This is a genomic window from Nitrosomonas sp. Nm33, assembly GCF_900107265.1.
Taxonomy (GTDB): domain Bacteria; phylum Pseudomonadota; class Gammaproteobacteria; order Burkholderiales; family Nitrosomonadaceae; genus Nitrosomonas.
Genome location: NZ_FNPJ01000009.1, coordinates 49,355 through 68,048 on the forward strand (window position 1 = coordinate 49,355; position 18,694 = coordinate 68,048).

19 protein-coding genes are annotated in these 18,694 nt (G+C 43.9%); 11 read left to right on the plus strand and 8 right to left on the minus strand.

Annotation, left to right across the window (positions count from 1 at the left end):
- Positions 1-20: 20 nt before the first annotated feature.
- The 7 genes from acpP to BLV54_RS03455 all read right to left on the minus strand — a co-directional run bounded on the left by acpP (position 21) and on the right by BLV54_RS03455 (position 4,982).
- A complete protein-coding gene (gene acpP / locus BLV54_RS03425) occupies positions 21-266 on the minus strand; it encodes an acyl carrier protein (RefSeq protein ID WP_090567808.1) in 246 nt (81 codons plus the stop codon).
- A 182-nt stretch (positions 267-448) separates the two neighbouring features.
- A complete protein-coding gene (gene fabG / locus BLV54_RS03430) occupies positions 449-1,189 on the minus strand; it encodes a 3-oxoacyl-ACP reductase FabG (RefSeq protein WP_176969655.1) in 741 nt (246 codons plus the stop codon).
- Positions 1,190-1,222: 33 nt separating this feature from the next.
- Positions 1,223-2,161 carry an ACP S-malonyltransferase gene (gene fabD, locus BLV54_RS03435; RefSeq protein WP_090567813.1) on the minus strand — a complete coding sequence of 313 codons (939 nt, stop codon included), beginning with the start codon at positions 2,159-2,161 and terminating at the stop codon, positions 1,223-1,225.
- Positions 2,162-2,164: 3 nt separating this feature from the next.
- Positions 2,165-3,124, minus strand: coding sequence for a beta-ketoacyl-ACP synthase III (locus tag BLV54_RS03440; RefSeq protein ID WP_090567815.1), 960 nt, complete (start codon positions 3,122-3,124; stop codon positions 2,165-2,167).
- Between the two features lie 3 nt (positions 3,125-3,127).
- Positions 3,128-4,174, minus strand: coding sequence for a phosphate acyltransferase PlsX (gene plsX / locus BLV54_RS03445; protein WP_090567818.1), 1,047 nt, complete (start codon positions 4,172-4,174; stop codon positions 3,128-3,130).
- Between the two features lie 83 nt (positions 4,175-4,257).
- A complete protein-coding gene (gene rpmF / locus BLV54_RS03450; RefSeq protein WP_090567821.1) occupies positions 4,258-4,440 on the minus strand; it encodes a 50S ribosomal protein L32 in 183 nt (60 codons plus the stop codon).
- Positions 4,441-4,466: 26 nt separating this feature from the next.
- Entirely contained in the window at positions 4,467-4,982 is a 516-nt protein-coding gene (locus BLV54_RS03455) for a YceD family protein (RefSeq protein ID WP_090567823.1), read from the minus strand.
- A 63-nt stretch (positions 4,983-5,045) separates the two neighbouring features.
- Between BLV54_RS03455 and BLV54_RS03460 the strand changes: the two genes are divergently transcribed.
- From BLV54_RS03460 to BLV54_RS03485, 6 genes are all read left to right on the plus strand, one after another.
- On the plus strand, positions 5,046-5,642 hold the full coding sequence (locus BLV54_RS03460) for a Maf family protein (protein WP_090567826.1): 597 nt from the start codon (positions 5,046-5,048) through the stop codon (positions 5,640-5,642).
- Between the two features lie 84 nt (positions 5,643-5,726).
- On the plus strand, positions 5,727-6,122 hold the full coding sequence (locus BLV54_RS03465; RefSeq protein ID WP_256329083.1) for a hypothetical protein: 396 nt from the start codon (positions 5,727-5,729) through the stop codon (positions 6,120-6,122).
- Positions 6,123-6,319: 197 nt separating this feature from the next.
- Positions 6,320-7,717: a TolC family protein gene (locus tag BLV54_RS03470; protein ID WP_090567830.1), complete on the plus strand. Its 1,398-nt coding sequence runs from the start codon at positions 6,320-6,322 to the stop codon at positions 7,715-7,717.
- Positions 7,718-7,720: 3 nt separating this feature from the next.
- Positions 7,721-9,256: an efflux RND transporter periplasmic adaptor subunit gene (locus BLV54_RS03475; protein ID WP_090567834.1), complete on the plus strand. Its 1,536-nt coding sequence runs from the start codon at positions 7,721-7,723 to the stop codon at positions 9,254-9,256.
- A gap of 33 nt (positions 9,257-9,289) precedes the next feature.
- Positions 9,290-12,469: an efflux RND transporter permease subunit gene (locus BLV54_RS03480; protein ID WP_090567837.1), complete on the plus strand. Its 3,180-nt coding sequence runs from the start codon at positions 9,290-9,292 to the stop codon at positions 12,467-12,469.
- A gap of 290 nt (positions 12,470-12,759) precedes the next feature.
- The gene (locus tag BLV54_RS03485) at positions 12,760-13,167 is read left to right on the plus strand and encodes a surface-adhesin E family protein (RefSeq protein WP_090567839.1); all 408 of its coding nucleotides are present in this window, start codon (positions 12,760-12,762) and stop codon (positions 13,165-13,167) included.
- 857 nt (positions 13,168-14,024) lie between these two features.
- On the opposite strand, the gene BLV54_RS15935 is transcribed toward BLV54_RS03485, so the two are convergent.
- Positions 14,025-14,180 carry a hypothetical protein gene (locus BLV54_RS15935; protein WP_176969656.1) on the minus strand — a complete coding sequence of 52 codons (156 nt, stop codon included), beginning with the start codon at positions 14,178-14,180 and terminating at the stop codon, positions 14,025-14,027.
- Positions 14,181-14,325: 145 nt separating this feature from the next.
- Between BLV54_RS15935 and BLV54_RS03490 the strand changes: the two genes are divergently transcribed.
- The 5 genes from BLV54_RS03490 to BLV54_RS03510 all read left to right on the plus strand — a co-directional run.
- Positions 14,326-15,303, plus strand: coding sequence for a chromate resistance protein ChrB domain-containing protein (locus BLV54_RS03490; RefSeq protein WP_090567842.1), 978 nt, complete (start codon positions 14,326-14,328; stop codon positions 15,301-15,303).
- 8 nt (positions 15,304-15,311) lie between these two features.
- Positions 15,312-16,493 (plus strand): chromate transporter, encoded by a 1,182-nt coding sequence (locus tag BLV54_RS03495; protein ID WP_090567847.1) that lies wholly within the window; start codon positions 15,312-15,314, stop codon positions 16,491-16,493.
- Positions 16,494-16,507: 14 nt separating this feature from the next.
- Positions 16,508-17,104 carry a superoxide dismutase gene (locus tag BLV54_RS03500; RefSeq protein ID WP_090567850.1) on the plus strand — a complete coding sequence of 199 codons (597 nt, stop codon included), beginning with the start codon at positions 16,508-16,510 and terminating at the stop codon, positions 17,102-17,104.
- A 387-nt stretch (positions 17,105-17,491) separates the two neighbouring features.
- On the plus strand, positions 17,492-18,424 hold the full coding sequence (locus BLV54_RS03505) for a DUF1259 domain-containing protein (protein WP_090567852.1): 933 nt from the start codon (positions 17,492-17,494) through the stop codon (positions 18,422-18,424).
- A 19-nt stretch (positions 18,425-18,443) separates the two neighbouring features.
- Positions 18,444-18,694: IS630 transposase-related protein (locus BLV54_RS03510; RefSeq protein ID WP_090567858.1), on the plus strand; the 251-nt coding region annotated here is incomplete at its 3' end.

The following is an 18,694-nucleotide window of genomic DNA, read 5'->3' on the forward strand; positions in this document are numbered from 1 at the left end:
ATAAAGATAAAAAAGAAAAGTTAGTGAGATGTATGTTGATTAACGTAGTCAATCGCTTCTTGAACAGTGTTGATTTTTTCAGCTTGCTCATCAGGAATTTCACATTCAAATTCTTCTTCCAATGCCATAACAAGTTCTACAGTATCAAGCGAATCAGCGCCTAAGTCATTCACAAAGGAGGATTCATTTTTGACATCTGCTTCATTTACACCCAATTGTTCAGCTACAATTTTTTTGATGCGTTGCTCTATATTAATATTTTCCATCTATGCACCTTTCCTTTCTACGTGAGAAGAACTAAACAATTTTAACAAATTTCCTATACTAACAAAACTAACACCTTTACTGCATCCAGGTTATTTTAAAAGCTATTTATTAATAAAATCATTTGACATAAAGATTAATACCGTAATTTGAAAAGATTTTTTCCAAAAATTTCTAATTTCAATTAATCCATATACATTCCACCATTCACGTGTAAAGTCGTGCCTGTAATGTAACTTGCTGCTGGAGAAGCTAGAAAGACTACTGCTGATGCTATGTCTATCGGACGCCCCAATCTACCTAATGGGATATGCTGGATTAGATTTTGCTGCTGCTCAGCAGTAAGAGATCGTGTCATATCAGTATCAATAAACCCGGGGGCAATACAATTAATTGTGATATTTCGACTTCCTACCTCACGCGCTAGTGATTTACTGAAACCGATCATACCAGCTTTGGCTGCAGCATAATTTGTTTGCCCAGGATTGCCCGTTACTCCGACTACAGACGAAATATTAATAATACGTCCTGCACGTGCTTTCATCATGGAGCGCAGTACAGCGCGACTCAGGAAGAATACCGATTTGAGGTTGGTCTCCATAATTTCATCCCATTCTTCATCTTTCATTCTAGCCAGTAAATTGTCGCGAGTGATTCCTGCATTATTGACCAATATACTAATCTCACCAAATGTTTCTCGAATAGTTTCAATGGCGTTATTAATTTGGGCAATGCTGTTGACATTCATTGCCAAGCCCATTCCTTTTATTTGGGCTTCTTTTAGATACTGATTGATAATCTCTGCGCCATTCTGAGTGGTAGACGTGCCTATTACAATAGCGCCATGCTTGCCTAACTCAGAAGCTATAGCTTGTCCAATTCCTCGACTGGCGCCTGTAACTAAAGCTACTTGAGTGCTTAACATTATTTCTCCGTTTGATAATATATTGGATGCAATTTATTTCAATATATCTATTGTTTGTCTGAGAGCATTACTATCTGTCAATGATAAGCTTTTTAATTTTCCATCGATACGCTTGGTCAAGCCGGTTAGTACCTTGCCTGGTCCACATTCGATAACATGATCTACGTCTGCTGATGCAAAAGCGCGAATGGTTTCTGTCCATTGCACTGGACTATATAGTTGCTTTGCCAATATTTCTCTGATAGACACAGCATCATGATGCTGTTGAACATCCACATTATGCAAAATGGGAATTGTGGGTGATTCAAATGATATTTTCTCAAGCAATTGATGCATTTTCTCGGCCGCTGGTCTCATAAGCGAGCAATGCGACGGAATACTCATTGGTAACAATATGGCTAATTTTGCTCCTTTTGCTTTGGATAGCTCCATAGCATGCTGGACCGCATTCTTGTGACCTGCGATCACTATTTGGCCAGGCGAGTTGAAATTAGCAGGTTCTAATGATATTCCATCGTAACTACTCATAATTTCAGCACAAACTGCTCGCACCTCATCATCGTCTAATCCCACTATCGCTGCCATGCCGCCCACTCCTTCTGGAACACACTCTTGCATGATTTTTGCGCGATAGCTAACCAGTTTTAGCGCATCAGGGAAAGTTAAAGCTCCTGATACTACGAGTGCTGTATATTCTGCTAAGCTGTGACCAGCCAAGTAATCCGGTTTCTTCCCTCCCAGATTTTCCCATGCACGATAAACTGCAACCCCTGCTGTCAACATAATCGGTTGCGTATTGACTGTTAAGTTGAGATCTTCGGCTGGTCCTTGATTAGCTAATGACCACAAATCCTGTTTAAGAATATCAGCAGCTTCAGAAAATGTTTCGTGCATCAAGGGTAGATCCGCATAACCTTTCATCATGCCGACTGATTGCGAACCCTGTCCAGGAAAAATAAATGCAGTTTTCATATATCACCAGCGTAGTAGCACTGCACCCCAAGTGAAGCCGCCACCTACGCCTTCTAGCACGACGCATTGATCTGATTTAATGCGTCCATCACGCACAGCGATGTCCAAAGCTAACGGCACAGAAGCGGCCGATGTATTCCCGTGCTGATCGACGGTCGTAACCACTTTTTCCATCGGGATTCCAAGTTTCTTGGCAGTAGATTTTATAATACGAATGTTGGCTTGATGGGGAATTAGCCAGTCAATATCCGATGCTTGTAAATTATTAGCTGTGATAGCCTCAGATACGGCTTCTTCTAGAACTTTAACTGCAAACTTGAATACAGTGTTTCCTTCCATAGTAATGAAGGGCGAACCTTGTATCTTACCACCACAGATATTCCCTGGTGCAGCAAGTACTTTGTTATAACTTCCACTGGCATGCAGGTGGCTTGAGAGTATTCCAGGTTGATTACTTTGCGTCAACACGACAGCGCCAGCGCCATCGCCAAACAAAACACAAGTGGTACGGTCAGTCCAGTCAAGAATTCGTGAATAAACTTCGGTTCCTACAACCAGCGCATTCCGGCACTTACCAGAACTTACAAACATATCAGCTGTAGCGAGAGCGTATATAAAACCGCTACATACTGCTTGTACATCAAATGCTGGGCCACCACCGCTAATACCCAGCTTATCTTGCAGGATGCAAGCCGTGCTTGGAAAAATCATATCCGGGGTTGTCGTGGCTAGAATGATTAGATCAATGTCTTGAGCCTGGATGCCAGCAGCATCTATGGCTCTGCGACTTGCTTCAAGCGCGAGGTCACTGGCCATTTGACCATCAGCTGCAATATGGCGTTGAACGATACCTGTCCGCTCACGTATCCATTCATCACTGGTATCCACCATGCGTTCGAGGTCATGATTAGTCAAAATTTTTTCAGGTAAATAACTGCCTGTTCCAATGATCTTTGAATACATGTTTTATTCCACAAGTGCTGAATTAAATTTACTTTTTTTTGCGTTGTGTTGTAATTCTGCTATGTGTTCACTGATATGGCGTAACATTCCCCCGCGCACTTCCTCTGCACCTCGCTTGATAGCCGCACAAAATGCATGCTTATCAGCAGATCCATGACTTTTTATAACAATGCCACGTAATCCAAGCAAACTGGCACCATTATACTCGCGATGATCAACTCGTTGTTTGAATGCGTTGATAACGGGTAAAGCCACAAACCCTGCAAATCTCGTAAATATATTTCGCTTAAATTCCTGACGCAAAAAAGTAGCGAGCATTTGTGCCACACCTTCTGATGTTTTCAAGGCAACATTACCCACAAAGCCATCACAAACTACAACATCTGTTGTTCCTTTATAAATATCATCACCTTCGATATTTCCATAGAAATTTAATCCACTATCTCGTAGTAGTTCTGCAGCTTGCTTGACCACTTCATTACCTTTGATATCTTCTTCGCCTATATTGAGCAAACCAATGCTGGGATCTTTCTTATTTTCAACAGAAGATACTAGCGTGGCGCCCATCATACCAAATTGTAGTAAATGTTCAGCAGTGCAATTGACGTTTGCACCTAAATCCAATATGTAAGTGTGTCCTTTAATGGTAGGCAAAACAACTGCAAGTGCTGGTCTATCAATACCCTGGATAGTTTTTAGAACAAAACGCGAGGTCGCTAACAATGCTCCAGTATTACCAGCGCTGATACATGCCTGAGCTTCACCATTTTTAACCAAATTAATCGCAACGCGCATGGAAGAGTCTTTTTTGTTTCGCAATGCAAGCGCCGGAGGTTCATCCATATTCACGACTTCACTTGCCGCATGTAACCTCATTCGTGGACTAAGAGGCATATCCAGTGAGCGTAATTCAGCTTCGATTACATCAGGGATTCCGACTAAAATAATATCAACCTCGGGATCGCTATGTAGGTACTTAATTGCCGAAGGAACCGTAACATGTGGGCCATGATCACCGCCCATACAATCAATTGCCACAGTAATGTTCACTTTAGGTTACTCTTAATAGTGCGCTATGACAGTTCTAGGCGGTGTTTGATGAAATCAAAGATGTAGATATAGAGATAAGGGATCTATTCGTCGTTTTTAGTTTTGATAACTTTCCTGCCGCGGTAGTATCCATTCGGACTGATATGGTGACGTAAGTGTACTTCCCCGGTAGTAGGCTCTATGGCTAAAGGTGGATTGGTCAAAAAATCGTGGGAACGATGCATTCCACGTTTGGATGGGGATTTTTTATTTTGCTGAACAGCCATGTTATGTTGACTCCAAAAATTAAACTTTAGTGTGCTTGTTTCTTCAATGACTTCAGTGCAACAAATGGATGTTTCTTGATCACTTTTGTTATTTCTGAAGTATTAACAGTATTTTTACTGAATGAACATTGATCTTCCTCATGACGGGGAGAAATAGGCAAACTCAGAATGATCTCATCTTCAATGAGTGTTAGTGCATCAATATCAGGAGATGCTAGAATGGCATCGACCGAAATATCTTCATTATAATATGAGAATTCATCTTGATTTCTTGCTATCAGCAAGCTCGTTTCTATATTCAAGGTATGTTCCAGTTTACCGAGGCAACGTTGGCAACAAAGACTAATCATTCCTGTGATCATTATTTTGAGTGTTGGCCTACCTTTTTCGTCAAAAATACCACTTATCGAGTAAATGATCTCTCCAGAATGATCAGACAAATATTCGCGTAGACGTTCCAATTCAGCGGGCAGGATTTTACCATGATGTACATCGGTATTGCGTACAAAATTGAGAGAATCTATGATAAAACGTTTACCCATAATTTTTGCATGCTATATTTTTTATAGTTAAGTGTCAAAAGCTATTACAAACATTATAACATTTTGAAAACACAGTACGTTCACCCACGAATTATTTTGGGATCCAGTTCATTATATCGCCGCGAACTTCTCCAGCGTCTAAAACTTCCTTTTGAAACAGCAAATCCAGCCATTGATGAAACGCCCTTACAGGATGAAACACCTGAGGCCACCGCTCTTAGATTAGCTGAAAATAAAGCCTATGCTATTGCGGCAATTTATAACGATGCACTTATCATAGCTGCGGATCAGGTAGCTGTTCTGGAAGGTATTCAATTGGGTAAACCGCTGAATTATGCTAATGCGGTCAAGCAATTGCGTTTAATGCGAGGTAAAGAAATTGTTTTTTACACAGCACTATGTCTGTTAAATAGTCATACTAATCGACTGCAAACATGTGTTGTTCCATATTTTGTTAAATTTCGCGAGTTAAGTGATCAGCAAATCGAGCGTTATCTTTCCAAAGAACAGCCTTATCATTGTGCAGGAAGCGCTAAATCAGAGGGACTCGGGATTGCTTTGATCGAACGGATGAAGGGTGACGACCCTAATGCTTTGATCGGATTGCCGCTTATTGCATTGGTGAACATGCTGTTAGCAGAAGGGGTAGAAGTTATTTAATTTTTTCTTTACAGTTACCAGAAGATCAATTAGCCTAATTCTTTTACCTCCCATAAATTCCGTAAGCAGTGTAATGAGCAATGATTGATTTCTAATATGCATAAGCGATTAACCATTAATTTTGTCATCCTGATGTTTTTCGTGAGTATGCTCACAAATACATTAGTTTGGTCATTTAATGATAAGGTTTTTGCACATGAGCTGGATCATCACTATCATGCGACGCTGTTTTCCGTTGATCCACAAAAGCATCTCGATCTTCATCACGCTCTCGGTGATAACGGTGAGCTGGATGCAGAAACACATTTATGTCTTCATGCCGCGGGTCAATATCAGCCTTTTTTCTTAAATGCATCTTTTTTGATAATAGTACCGGTTTCTGAAGCAGAAGCTTTGACGGTATTTGTATCTAAAATTATTCCTGAATCTATTCCGGATTCTCTATTTCGCCCTCCGAAAAATTTCTGGCACGCTACCTAGCTAGCTGGATCTTTAAGCACTCGAGTAGTAGCTCATTATATTGTTTGGGTGTAATACGCTCATCATTATTTAAGTAAAAAGTAAGCTGTATTAAGCAGCATTCGCGCTACACATGCGGCTTAATTCAACCATGCTAGCAATCTGCTCATCATTGTGAGCGCAAGCTATAAGTATTTAATGCTTTTGCAGAGGATGCTATGAAATTTAAATTACAGTGCAAACTGTTACGATCTTGTTCGTTGTCTAATACACAAATCTTGATCCTGCTTCTGGTTTTTTTATATTGCCCATTCCAACTGATGGCAAGTTCTGATTCAGTAGATTTGAATGCTAATAACCCTCTGAATCATCTTACACAATCGCTGCCTCAAGAAAAAGCAGATTTGGCCTTGCGTGATGTGTTGGCGCTCATGTTACAAAACAATCCTGAGCTTGCATCTTTTGCCAAGGAGGTGCTCGCCTTTGAAGGAACAAAACTTCAGGCGAGTAAATTCAAAAACCCGGATTTTGCGATCGAAGCAGAAGACATCAACGCTCTAACTGCTAATGTCCAGCGTTTTACTACTTTTCGCATCAGTCAGTTGTTTGAACTTGGAGGTAAGCGTCGTGCCAGGATGAACGTGGCATCATTGGGTCAGGAATTGGCCGATAAAAGCTATGAAGTCACACGGCTGGCGCTGATTGCAAGAACAGCTAATACCTTTATCGATGTATTAGCAGGGCAAGAGAGGGTGCGGGTAGCAGAGGAAACTTTGCAGCTGACACAGAAAGTTCTTGATTCAGCTTATAAAAGGGTTGAGTCAGGTAAAGCACCGCCGATTGAGGAAACGCGATCCAGGGTGGCGCTTTCAACAGCGAATATCGAGCTTGAGCAAGCGAGACGAGATCTCGCATCAGCGCGCGCGCAATTGGCGCTCTTGTGGGGCAGCACCATGCCAAAATTTGGCAAAGCTTTGGGTGATCTTGAGTCAACTGTTTTAATACCTCCATTTGAAGTGCTTGAGCAACACATTCTAAATAATCCCTTGGCACAGTTTAGTGTGAAAAATATCGAGCATCGTAATGCAATTATCGAACTTGAGAAATCACGGCAAATTCCTGATGTAACGCTGGGGGGGGCAGTAAGGCAATATATGCATACTGACAATACGACTGCTCTCTTGAATTTATCCATACCGATTCCAGTATTCGACCGGAATCAGGGCAATTTGCAGGAAGCTTATCAGCGTTTGAACAAGGCGAAGGATGAGCAGGCTGCAGCCGGGCTATTACTTAGAACGGAACTGACGCGAGCTTATCAGGCATTACAGGCGGCACAGAATGAGGTTAGGCTGTTGCATGATGAGGTATTGCCAGGTGCCAGAAATGCTTTTGAGGTAGCGAATAGGGGTTATGAATTGGGAAGATTCAGCTTCCTGGAAATGCTGGATGCGCAGCGCGCTTTGTTTCAGAACCGGGTTCTGTACGTGCGCGCACTTGCAAATTACCAACGGCTGGTCAATGAGATCGAACGGCTGATCGCGGGACCAATCGATGAACCTTCAGTCATGACCAGCACGCGTCATTCTGGCGATAACGAGGAATACAAGGAGTAAGCAATGGATAAAACACGATGGATGCCTATTATGATCGTGATCATTATTGGTATTGTCCTGGGTGGACTCATTTTGACCTGGGGCAATAATTCAACTGGTTTGCGTCATGGGACAAGTGGTGAGGAAAAGGAAGGGGTTGCCATTGATTCTGCCTCTGCAGAAAAGGAAAGGAATAGTGAGCATGAACCACCTAAAGGTCCTAGAGGAGGAAAGCTTTTTACGACAGATGATTTTAGTGTGGAGGTAACTATTTTTGAAAAAGGAGTGCCGCCTCAATTTCGACTTTATCTTTACAGTAAAGGCAGATTGATTTCGTCTACTGAAGCTAAGGTCAGTCTTACCTTGACAAGACTGGGTGCACCTGCCCAATTATTCCGATTTACGCCTGAAGGTGATTATCTGATTGGTGATCAAGAGGTAGAAGAGCCGCACTCTTTTGACGTGGCGATTATCGCTGATTGGAAGGGCAGAACTTATCGATGGGGATATAGCCAGGTTGAAGCCAGGGTAGAAATGTCGGATGAGACAATGAAGAGTTCCGGCATTCAAATTGCTACGGCTATTCCCGCAATTATAAAACCAATACTCAAATTACCCGGCGAGATCATTTTTAATGAACATACTATCTTACAAGTTGTGCCGCGCATTCCCGGTATGGTTACAGCTGTTATGGGTCATCATGGGCAACATGTTCAAAAAGGAGATGTTCTGGCGGTTATTGAAAGTCCTATGTTGGCTGATTTGCGTAGTCAATACCTGGTTGCCAAGAGAAGACTGGTGCTAGCGCAAACTACCTATGAACGTGAAAAGCAATTATGGGAAGAAAAGATTACGGCCAAGCAGGAGTATCTCACGGCCCGGCAGCAATGGGATGAAGCCAAAATTGCACTGCAGCTTGCGTCAGAGAGGCTGCATGCGCTTGGGGTAAGTCCGCAATCCGGTCTTTCTGAAAAAAATCTTTCCCGTTATGAAATTCGTACCCCCATACCAGGAATCATTACTGCTAAAGCCATCGTCCTCGGAGAGTCAGTTAAAGAAGACACAGCGGTTTATACCGTTGCTGATGTCTCGACGGTATGGGCAGCGATCACGGTTTATCCAAAGGATTTAAATGTGGTTAAAGTTGGACAGGAAGCGACAATTAAAGCGACTGCGTTTGATTTGGAAGGGGAAGGAACTGTCACGTATATCACCACGTTGATTGGTGGGCCAACACGTGCTGCTACAGCGCGGGTTGAACTGGATAACCATGAGGAGAGATGGCGGCCTGGCATGTTTGTCACTGCCGAGCTAGTCGCAGAAGAAATACAGGTACCGGTCGCTGTATCTGTAGAAGCGATTCAGACATTGCGTGATTGGTCAGTCGTATTTGGTCGTTACGGCAATTATTTTGAAGCACGTCCACTGGAGCTTGGCCGCAGTGATGGCACGATGGTTGAAGTGCTCAAGGGATTATCTGCCGGGGAACAATATGCGGTGGGTAACAGCTTTGCCATCAAATCTGAGCTGGGTAAAGCTGGTGCGACTCACGATCACTAAATCATCCAGCCATCTAAGCGGGAGCTATTAATCATGTTTGAACGTATTTTACAGATATCTATCTATCATCGTGGATTGATACTCGCAGCAGTGCTGTTGATGGCTATGGTAGGCATTTACAGCTACCAGAGACTTCCCATTGATGCCGTGCCAGATATTACTAATATTCAGGTGCAAATTAATACGGCTGCACCTGGCTATTCACCAGTTGAGGTGGAGCAGCGTATCACTTTTCCGGTTGAGATCATCATGGCTGGTCTACCCAATCTTGATTATACCCGTTCTCTTTCTCGCTATGGCCTGTCTCAGGTGACAGTCGTCTTCAAGGATGGAACCGATATCTATTTCGCTCGCCAATTGGTCAGTCAGCGAATTCAGGAAGCGAAAGGCAGGTTGCCTTTAGGAATAGAGCCTACCATGGGACCGATTTCTACTGGTCTTGGAGAAATTTTCATGTGGACGGTAGATGCCACGGAAGGGGTGCGCAAAGCAGATGGCACTGTCTATACATCAACCGATTTGCGTGAAATCCAGGATTGGATCATTCGACCCCAGCTACGCATGGTTCCAGGTGTAACAGAAGTGAATTCAATTGGCGGATTTGCCAAGCAATTCCATGTTGCACCTTATCCAGAGAAACTGATCGCTTATGGCCTGACCATTCAGGAGGTGATGGTTGCTTTGGAACGTAACAATCTCAACGTAGGGGCGGGTTATATCGAAAAAAGTGGTGAGCAATATCTGGTCCGGTTACCAGGTCAAGTCACCAATCTGGATGAAATTGGCAATATTACACTCGGCTCTCGGCAGGGGGTTCCAATACGCATTAAGGATGTAGCCGATATTCTGATCGGTAAGGAATTGCGCACAGGCGCTGCTACACAAAACGGTCACGAAGCAGTATTAGGTACGGTGCTTATGCTGATCGGTGAGAATAGCCGGATCGTTTCCCAAGCGGCTGCTAAGAAGCTGGCTGAGATCAATCGCAGCTTACCGGAAGGTGTCGTCGCGACACCTGTTTATGACCGTACTATGCTTGTAGACAGAACGATTCATACTGTCGCTACCAATCTGCTGGAAGGTGCTGTGCTGGTCATTGTGGTGTTGCTTCTGTTTCTGGGTAATCTGCGTGCAGCCCTGATCGCTGCATTGGTTATTCCGCTTTCAATGTTGTTGACGTTCAGCGGGATGGTGACCAACGGTGTCAGCGCTAACTTGATGAGCCTGGGGGCGCTTGATTTTGGCATTATCGTGGATGGCGCGATTGTGATTGTCGAGAACAGTATCCGCCGCTTGGCGCATGAACAGATGCGGTTAGGACGAACATTAACCCCTGCTGAACGTCTTGCGATGGTATTTGATGCAACCAGGGAAGCTCGGCAGGTGCTGATTTATGGTGAGCTGATCATCATCATCGTCTATTTGCCCATTTTCGCGCTAACGGGTGTGGAAGGTAAAATGTTTCATCCTATGGCTTTTACAGTGGTGACAGCGCTGGTAGGAGCAATGATTCTGTCCATCACATTTGTGCCGGCAGCCATAGCGCTTTTTCTATCCGGTAAAGTTATGGAACAAGAGAGCTCAGCGGTAACTTGGGCGAAACGAATGTATATGCCCATGCTAACCGCATCAATGCGTAATCGTGAACTTACAGTTACCATTGCTGTGGTCATTGTTGTGCTTTCAGGATTATTGGCAACACGCATAGGAAGTGAGTTTGTGCCCAGCCTTAACGAAGGGGATATTGCGCTGCATGCCATTCGTATCCCGGGTACTAGCCTGACGACAGCAGTTGAAATGCAAAACGAACTGGAAGAAACCATCAAATCATTTGCCGAGGTGGATCGAGTGTTTTCCAAGATCGGAACTGCCGAGATTGCCACGGATCCCATGCCACCAAGTGTTGCAGATGTTTTCATTATGCTTAAACCGCAATCGGAATGGACCGGACCCTATCACACTAAGGCGGAGTTGATCGCTGCGATGGAGCATGCTGTGCAGAAAGTGCCCGGCAATAACTATGAGTTTACCCAGCCGATACAGATGCGTTTTAATGAATTGATATCAGGCGTGCGAGCAGATGTGGCGGTAAAAGTATTTGGCGATGATATGAATACGCTATTTGCTCTGGGTGAACAAATCGAAGAGCTGCTTGGAACTGTTCCAGGTGCATCGGATGTAAGAGTTGAGCAAGTTACCGGGCTGCCCGTACTTTTCATCCAAATGGATCGAGAAAAAATGGCTCGATTTGGATTGAATGTGACAGATATACAGGATGTCGTTGCGATTGCGGTAGGCGGACGTAATGCAGGACTTATTTTTGAAGGTGATCGCCGTTTTGATCTGCAAGTAAGGTTGCCAGAGCATTTGCGTGGTGATATTGAGGCGCTCAAACGTTTGCCAATCGGCATACCTGTCGTAAATATGGGAGGGGCTGCAAATATGCCCCCAGCAGCCGTTGCTCCTGGGTATGTGACACTGGGCGAATTGGCTGACATTCATATTGTTCAAGGTCCCAACCAGGTCAGTCGTGAAAATGGCAAACGAAGAGTGGTGGTGACTGCGAACGTGCGAGGCCGTGACCTGGGTTCTTTTGTCAGTGAGGCAGAAACACTGATTGCTGAAAAAATACAAATCCCCACTGGCTACTGGTTGACATGGGGCGGGCAGTTTGAACAAATGATTTCCGCTGCGCAACGCCTTCAGATAGTGATTCCAGTTGCACTCGGGTTGATTCTGCTTTTGCTCTATACCATGTTCGGCAATTTCCGTGATGGATTATTGATGTTCACAGGGGTTCCATTTGCATTGACGGGTGGTGTGGTGGCGCTATGGTTACGCGATATTCCGCTATCCATTTCTGCGGGAGTAGGCTTTATCGCTCTCTCTGGCGTGGCTGTATTAAATGGTTTGGTAATGCTGGCCTTTATCCGTAATTTGCGTGAACAAGGGTTGGCGTTGGATGATGCCGTTCAGCAAGGAGCGCTTACCCGACTGCGCCCAGTGCTGATGACAGCGCTGGTAGCCGCAATCGGGTTTGTGCCAATGGCACTGGCTACCGGTACCGGTGCAGAGGTGCAGCGACCACTGGCCACCGTGGTGATTGGCGGTATTCTATCATCCACGGCGCTGACGCTACTGGTTTTGCCAGTGCTCTATCAATGGATTTACAGAAAAAAAACAGTTACTGAGATAGTTCATAGTGGGCCATGATTAGCGGATCTGGTTTAATATGTATATGTTTTACTGAGACTAAATACTAGATATAAAATACATCATTTGCATTATATACGCTTCCCAGTCTATTTTTTATAATTGTTACGCTGTTAAACATTAAAAATGAAATCAAAAATTGCAAAAGTATTTCATAAGACGATTTTGAATAAAGTCTCTGGGTTTACTTTTTATCTTCTTTTGCAACTAGAGAAATCATTTAAAGTAAGAGCAGCAAGCGATCAAATATTTTTTTGTAAAGATCAATTATCTTAATTAGGAGGTGGGCCATGAAATATAACATTTTATTTTTCATATTTGTACTTTTCAGCGGTAGTACATTGGCCGATTGGGCTTCGATTCGGGTTCCGGCTGAATGGAAGCCCGTGAAAGGGGAAAAGGATTTTTATATCGAGCCAAGTAGTATTAAAAAAAGTGGTGACAGAGCAACAATGTGGTCTTTAATCAATTATGGCACCCCCATGCAAGTAGAGAATATGAAACATTTATCATCAACAGAATTAGGTGAATATGATTGCAAAGATAAGAAATATAAAACACTTGCTTTCTATTGGTATCCAGATCCTGATGCGAAAGGAAAAGTAACATATTCTGAAACTACTTCCTCCAATTGGGAGGCAATTATTTCAAATTCACCTACCGAAGTGGCATGGAAAACTGCATGTGGCATACAATAGTAAAGAATCAGAAGGGTCGGATTTTTGATGATAGCTGGAAATTTCATAGGAATTTAACTGAATCCACCCTTATCGATTTTTAATCGAAATTGAACACTGAATTAACTATCCTTTCCATTCTTTTGTTACTAACTGCAACAAAGTTGTTAGGTTTGTCAGGTTTGCTAACTAACTGTATATCAGCCTATATGAACCGATATGAGACTTCTGCATAACTGGTTTTTGGGATAGTTTGGAATTTTTAAGTGATTGATTTTATGAGCTACATATATACGGAAAAAACTCTAAAAATACGGTTATGCAGAAATATCTTTAGTCTGTAGGCTATGTAACCGAATAGTGTGGAAATTTTTTATCTACTGAATTTATCATGGTATGGTGATGCCAATTGATAGGTATAGAAATTATATATTTCAAAAGGTTAAGAAATTTGATTATATTTTTCAACGCAGTTTGATGACATAACCTTTTATTTTGCTTAACACGCAGAATAGGGGGCAGGTCGCGAATCAAGAAAAACAAGTGCAAAAGGTATCAGTTATTGTATAGTGTTGACTACTTCTCTGATCGATTGTATTCAGAATTTTCTCAATCATAAATCATTCCCAGCTTATACCAGTGATAGGGTGTCAGCGTAGAGTCTTTTTAATGTCTACTGCCTACAATTACCATTTAATAGTTGTTTCGGGATTGCTCATAATAAAAAAAGCGTAGCGAGCCCTAAAAAATGAAGAAACCACCGCTATTGGTGACAGCGGTGATCATGACGCTGGAGCCAATGGCTGGATCGCGACCCATTTTTATTTGAGCATGAGGTTTTTGGCTAATCGTGATTTTAGCGATCTCTTTTTGATCTTTTAGGTCAACAATTGATATTTTTTCCCCTCAAAGTTGGTCACATAGGCACAAAGTCGCAGCTCAGCAGCTTGAGCGCTGAAAGAGCTCGCTATGGAGTAGAGTAACGTAAGGCAGAAAATCCCGACACCAACTATCACCGAGTGTAGTTTGCTCATGGATTGCCTCCTTGTGTACTGAAGTAAGCTGGTTAATAAACTTTTAGCTGAGCTCAATCTTTGCCAGACAAATATCATTCTTATTTCACTTATTTGTAAATTATTCTACAATATTTGTAATATCAGTAACTAAGTTATATTAGTTATGAATTCTGCAACGAATCAATGGCTTCTTTTGATCGTAAGTCTGCCTATGAACAGTGCAACGGCACGCATGCGTATCTGGCGTGCCCTGAGAGCCCTTGGTTGCGGCTTGTTGCGCGATGGTGCTTACCTGCTCCCCTACAGTCCGCTGCAACAACAGGCTTTGAAGGTCTTATCCGCTGACACTGTGCGCGAGGGTGGTAGCGCCTGGTTGCTGATCGTGCATGCACAGTCCGAAGATGAGAACGATGCCTACCGTGCACTATTCGACCGTACTGGCAACTATCTCGAGTTATTTAAAGCGTTGGCAACCGCTCGCAAAACCCTTGCAAAACTAGCGCCGCAGGAAATTACAAAATCGCTGCGTAAGCTGCGCCGTGAGTATGAAGCAGTTCGGGAGATCGATTATTTTCCTAACGATACCAGTGCTCAGGCGGAAGCAGTCTGGATGGATTTTGTGAGTGCGGCAGACAGTCTATTGTCACCCGATGAGCCGCATGCCATAAGCGCAGCAATTGCGCGTTTGGCATTAAGTGATTACAAGGGTCGTACCTGGGCGACGCGCCGCCATCTTTGGGTAGACCGCGTTGCCAGTGCCTGGCTCATCCGTCGTTTTATCGATCGAGAAGCACATTTCCTGTGGCTGGAGTCGCCCAGCCATTGCCCGGCTGACGCCCTCGGCTTCGATTTCGATGGTGCTACATTCACGCACATTGGTGATCGCGTGACCTTTGAAGTATTGCTTGCCAGTTTTGGATTAGAACAGGATCGTGGCTTGTTGCAGTTAGGGGCAATGGTACATGCGCTGGATACTGGGGAGGGCTTCGTGCCTGAAGCTAATGGCTTTGAAGCCATGCTGGCTGGTGCACGGCAACGTACCGAGGACGATAATCATTTATTGAACGAGATTAGCGTTGTTCTCGATTTGCTGTATGCGCATTTTTCAAATGATCTGCAGAGTTCAGAAATACAAAAATAAAGGAAAGGATGATGATGGATATTCAGTCAACTACTTCAACACCGAGCTATACGTTATGGCAACTTATTCTCTACATGCTGCGACTTGGCACCTTGGGATTCGGCGGTCCAGTGGCGTTAGTGGGATACATGCATCGTGATTTGGTGGAGGATCGCAAGTGGATTACTGAAGCTGATTACAAAGAAGGGCTGGCGCTCGCGCAGCTTGCACCTGGACCGCTTGCAGCGCAACTTGGCATTTATATGGGATTTGTGCATTATCGCATCCTCGGTGCCACGCTGGCCGGCCTTGCGTTCGTTCTCCCATCGTTTTTAATAGTAATAGCGCTTGGCTGGGCTTATGTGCAATATGGTGGCTTGGCCTGGATGCAAGCGGTGTTTTATGGCGTAGGCGCAGCAGTCATTGGCATCATCGCGATCAGCGCAAAAAATTTAACCATCAAGAATGTCGGCAAAGACAAATTGCTTTGGGCGATTTACCTGCTATTGGCCACCCTTACCGTAATTACTGAATCGGAAATTGCGTCGCTATTCATAATTTCCGGCATTTTTGTATGGCTCTGGCGCGCACCACCGAAATGGTTTCACAAAGGTGATCTCCATGTCGCCACTTTCACTCAGCTACCCATAATCAGCGGGCTATTTGCTAGCGCAGATGTCTCCTTGTTGACACAAATTGCTTTGTTTTTTGCAAAGGCTGGCGCTTTCGTATTTGGTTCGGGTCTTGCCATCGTGCCATTCCTGTATGGAGGCGTAGTAACAGAATACCAATGGCTTAACGACAAGCAGTTTGTTGATGCAGTCGCTGTGGCGATGATCACCCCTGGGCCGGTAGTCATTACTGTCGGCTTTATCGGTTACTTGGTTGCGGGCTTGCCTGGTGCATGCATTGCTGCACTGGCAATTTTCTTGCCATGCTATCTATTTACCATCATCCCGGCACCTTACTTCAAAAAATATGGCAGGGTGCCAGGCGTTCTTGCATTCGTGGATGGCATTACCGCTGCCACGATTGGCGCCATTGCCGGTGCAGTGATCGTGCTGGCACAGCGTTCCTTGATTGATATTCCAACCATCCTGATCGCTGTGGTAACGGCTGTTTTGCTGTGGAAGTTCAAGAAGCTGCCGGAACCTGTGATTATTGTTGTCGCAGCTCTCATCGGCTTGATCGTTTATCCGCTAAATCACTAAAAAAGGAGTATCTGATGACTTATCAAATGAAACCACTGGCCTGCGATCCAGCGAAGCTAACCAGTTTGTCCGAGAAACTGATCGTTAGTCATTATGAAAACAATTATGGTGGTGCGGTAAAGCGCCTGAATGCGATTACCACGCAACTGGCTGAACTCGATTTTGCCAATGCCCCCGTGTTCGTATTGAATGGATTGAAACGCGAAGAACTGATCGCCAGCAATTCAATGATCTTGCATGAAGTCTATTTCGATAGCCTTGGTAACAGCGGAGTATTAAGTGGCGATTTGAATGCCGCACTAGTACGCGATTTCGGTAGCATCGAACGCTGGCGTGCTGAGTTCACCGCAATGGGCAAGGCACTCGGTGGCGGCTCCGGTTGGGTATTGTTAACCTATTCTCCGCGCGACGACAAGCTTGTTAACCAATGGGCATCGGATCATACCCATACGCTGGCGGGTGCTACACCGATTCTTGCGCTCGACATGTATGAACATTCTTATCACATGGACTACGGTGCAAAAGCCGCTGCGTATGTTGATGCTTTTATGCAAAACATTAATTGGAGAAAAGTAACAGAAAGCTATATGCACTGCCAAAAACAGCTTTGAACGAGTGACTTTGAACAGACTGCTGGTGCTGAATGCCACATCGGTCGCTCAAAGAATGAATCAATGTAACAAAAAAGCGAGGTGACATTATGAAATGGATTACCCGCGAACATCCAAAAATCGACTAAATCGCATGCCCGTGGTTGATTGCAAGATTCATCGACCAGGGTTAGGCAGAAATACGAGCTGGCTGCATGTAATGAAATCAAATTTACTATTAGGAATCTAAATATTTTATTCCTTAGAATACTCCCACTAAGGAGCATTAAATTAATTTGTTGATTCTAATGAACCTAAAGCGGTTTTAGGATGAATTATCAAATTCTAATAAAAAATCTGGGACAAAGTGATTTTTCCTCTTACTTTTTACTTTAGGAGGCACACAAAATGTTACATTCTCTTTTCCTACAGCATTCCCTACTGGTTGCTGCATTGATTTTGAGCTCGGCTGGCGCGCATGCTACTGATACGAAAACTGCTCTGGATACTGTCAAGATTGAGCAATTGACTGGCCTGAAAGGCAAATTTTCTCAAGAAGAAAATGTCTTCAAAATCGGTAAACCGCGTACCGATGTCAAAATTCAGGTCGATAAATGGATGATGCCTCCCTTTATGGGATTGGGATCCTGGGCTGCGTTTACACCTGCCCAAAATGGAGAGGTCATCATGACGGGAGACACAGTACTGTTTGAGGATGAAGTAAATCCCGTCATGAGTGTCGCACTCGATTCAGATCTGGAAGTCACGGCTTTGCATAACCACTTTTTCTTCGATCAACCTAAGGTTTATTTCATGCACATCGGTGGCAAGGGCACAGTGTCGCAACTCGCCACCGGCGTCAAGAAAATGTATGACAAGGTCAGTGAAATCCGCGCTGCAAAACCAAACCCTATGACAGTATTTCCTGCTGGAACGATTACCCAGGAAAGCAAGATTACAGCTGCCCCATTGGAAGAAATCTTTGGCATGAAAGGAGAGTCCAATAACGGCATGTTTAAAGTTACTATAGGCCGTGAAGCAACCATGCATGGTGTAAAGGTCGGCAAAGAAATGGGCGTTAACACCTGGGCGGCATTTGCTGGTTCTGATACGCAGGCCGTAGTGGATGGTGATTTCGTGCTGCTCGCAGACGAGTTACAGTCAGTTTTAAAAATTATGCAGGGGGGTGGTATTAACATTGTTGCGATTCATCAGCACATGACTCAAGATCAGCCACACTATTTATTTATACACTATTGGGGCAAGGGCAGCGCGCAGGATTTAGCAAAAACAGTTAAATTCGCCTTGGATAAACTTTCAAAATATAGCATAACCAGATAATTTTGATTATAATGCAAGGATGGCATATTCATTGGATTTTCGCCGTAAAGTCTTATCTGTTCGAGAGAAAGAAGGACTTACGATAGCCGAGGTGGCAGCGCGGTTTGATGTGGGTATAGCAAGCGTTGTTCGCTGGATCAAGCATGTTGATCGCAAACCTCAAGGGTTTCGCAAACGCAAGATTGATCTTGATGTATTGCGGCAGGATATTCTCGATTATCCCGATGCCTGTCAGTACGAGCGAGCAAAACGTTTGGGCGTGGCGCAGAA

Coding starts and splice junctions, on each gene's coding strand:
- BLV54_RS03505 (WP_090567852.1), top strand. CDS start 17,492: ATGTTACATTCTCTTTTCCTACAGCATTCCCTACTGGTTGCTGCATTG.
- BLV54_RS03440 (WP_090567815.1), bottom strand. CDS start 3,124: ATGTATTCAAAGATCATTGGAACAGGCAGTTATTTACCTGAAAAAATT.
- fabG (WP_176969655.1), bottom strand. CDS start 1,189: ATGTTAAGCACTCAAGTAGCTTTAGTTACAGGCGCCAGTCGAGGAATT.
- BLV54_RS03490 (WP_090567842.1), top strand. CDS start 14,326: ATGAATTCTGCAACGAATCAATGGCTTCTTTTGATCGTAAGTCTGCCT.
- fabD (WP_090567813.1), bottom strand. CDS start 2,161: ATGAAAACTGCATTTATTTTTCCTGGACAGGGTTCGCAATCAGTCGGC.
- BLV54_RS03485 (WP_090567839.1), top strand. CDS start 12,760: ATGAAATATAACATTTTATTTTTCATATTTGTACTTTTCAGCGGTAGT.
- BLV54_RS03475 (WP_090567834.1), top strand. CDS start 7,721: ATGGATAAAACACGATGGATGCCTATTATGATCGTGATCATTATTGGT.
- BLV54_RS03500 (WP_090567850.1), top strand. CDS start 16,508: ATGACTTATCAAATGAAACCACTGGCCTGCGATCCAGCGAAGCTAACC.
- BLV54_RS03455 (WP_090567823.1), bottom strand. CDS start 4,982: ATGGGTAAACGTTTTATCATAGATTCTCTCAATTTTGTACGCAATACC.
- BLV54_RS15935 (WP_176969656.1), bottom strand. CDS start 14,180: ATGAGCAAACTACACTCGGTGATAGTTGGTGTCGGGATTTTCTGCCTT.
- BLV54_RS03470 (WP_090567830.1), top strand. CDS start 6,320: ATGAAATTTAAATTACAGTGCAAACTGTTACGATCTTGTTCGTTGTCT.
- BLV54_RS03480 (WP_090567837.1), top strand. CDS start 9,290: ATGTTTGAACGTATTTTACAGATATCTATCTATCATCGTGGATTGATA.
- acpP (WP_090567808.1), bottom strand. CDS start 266: ATGGAAAATATTAATATAGAGCAACGCATCAAAAAAATTGTAGCTGAA.
- BLV54_RS03495 (WP_090567847.1), top strand. CDS start 15,312: ATGATGATGGATATTCAGTCAACTACTTCAACACCGAGCTATACGTTA.
- rpmF (WP_090567821.1), bottom strand. CDS start 4,440: ATGGCTGTTCAGCAAAATAAAAAATCCCCATCCAAACGTGGAATGCAT.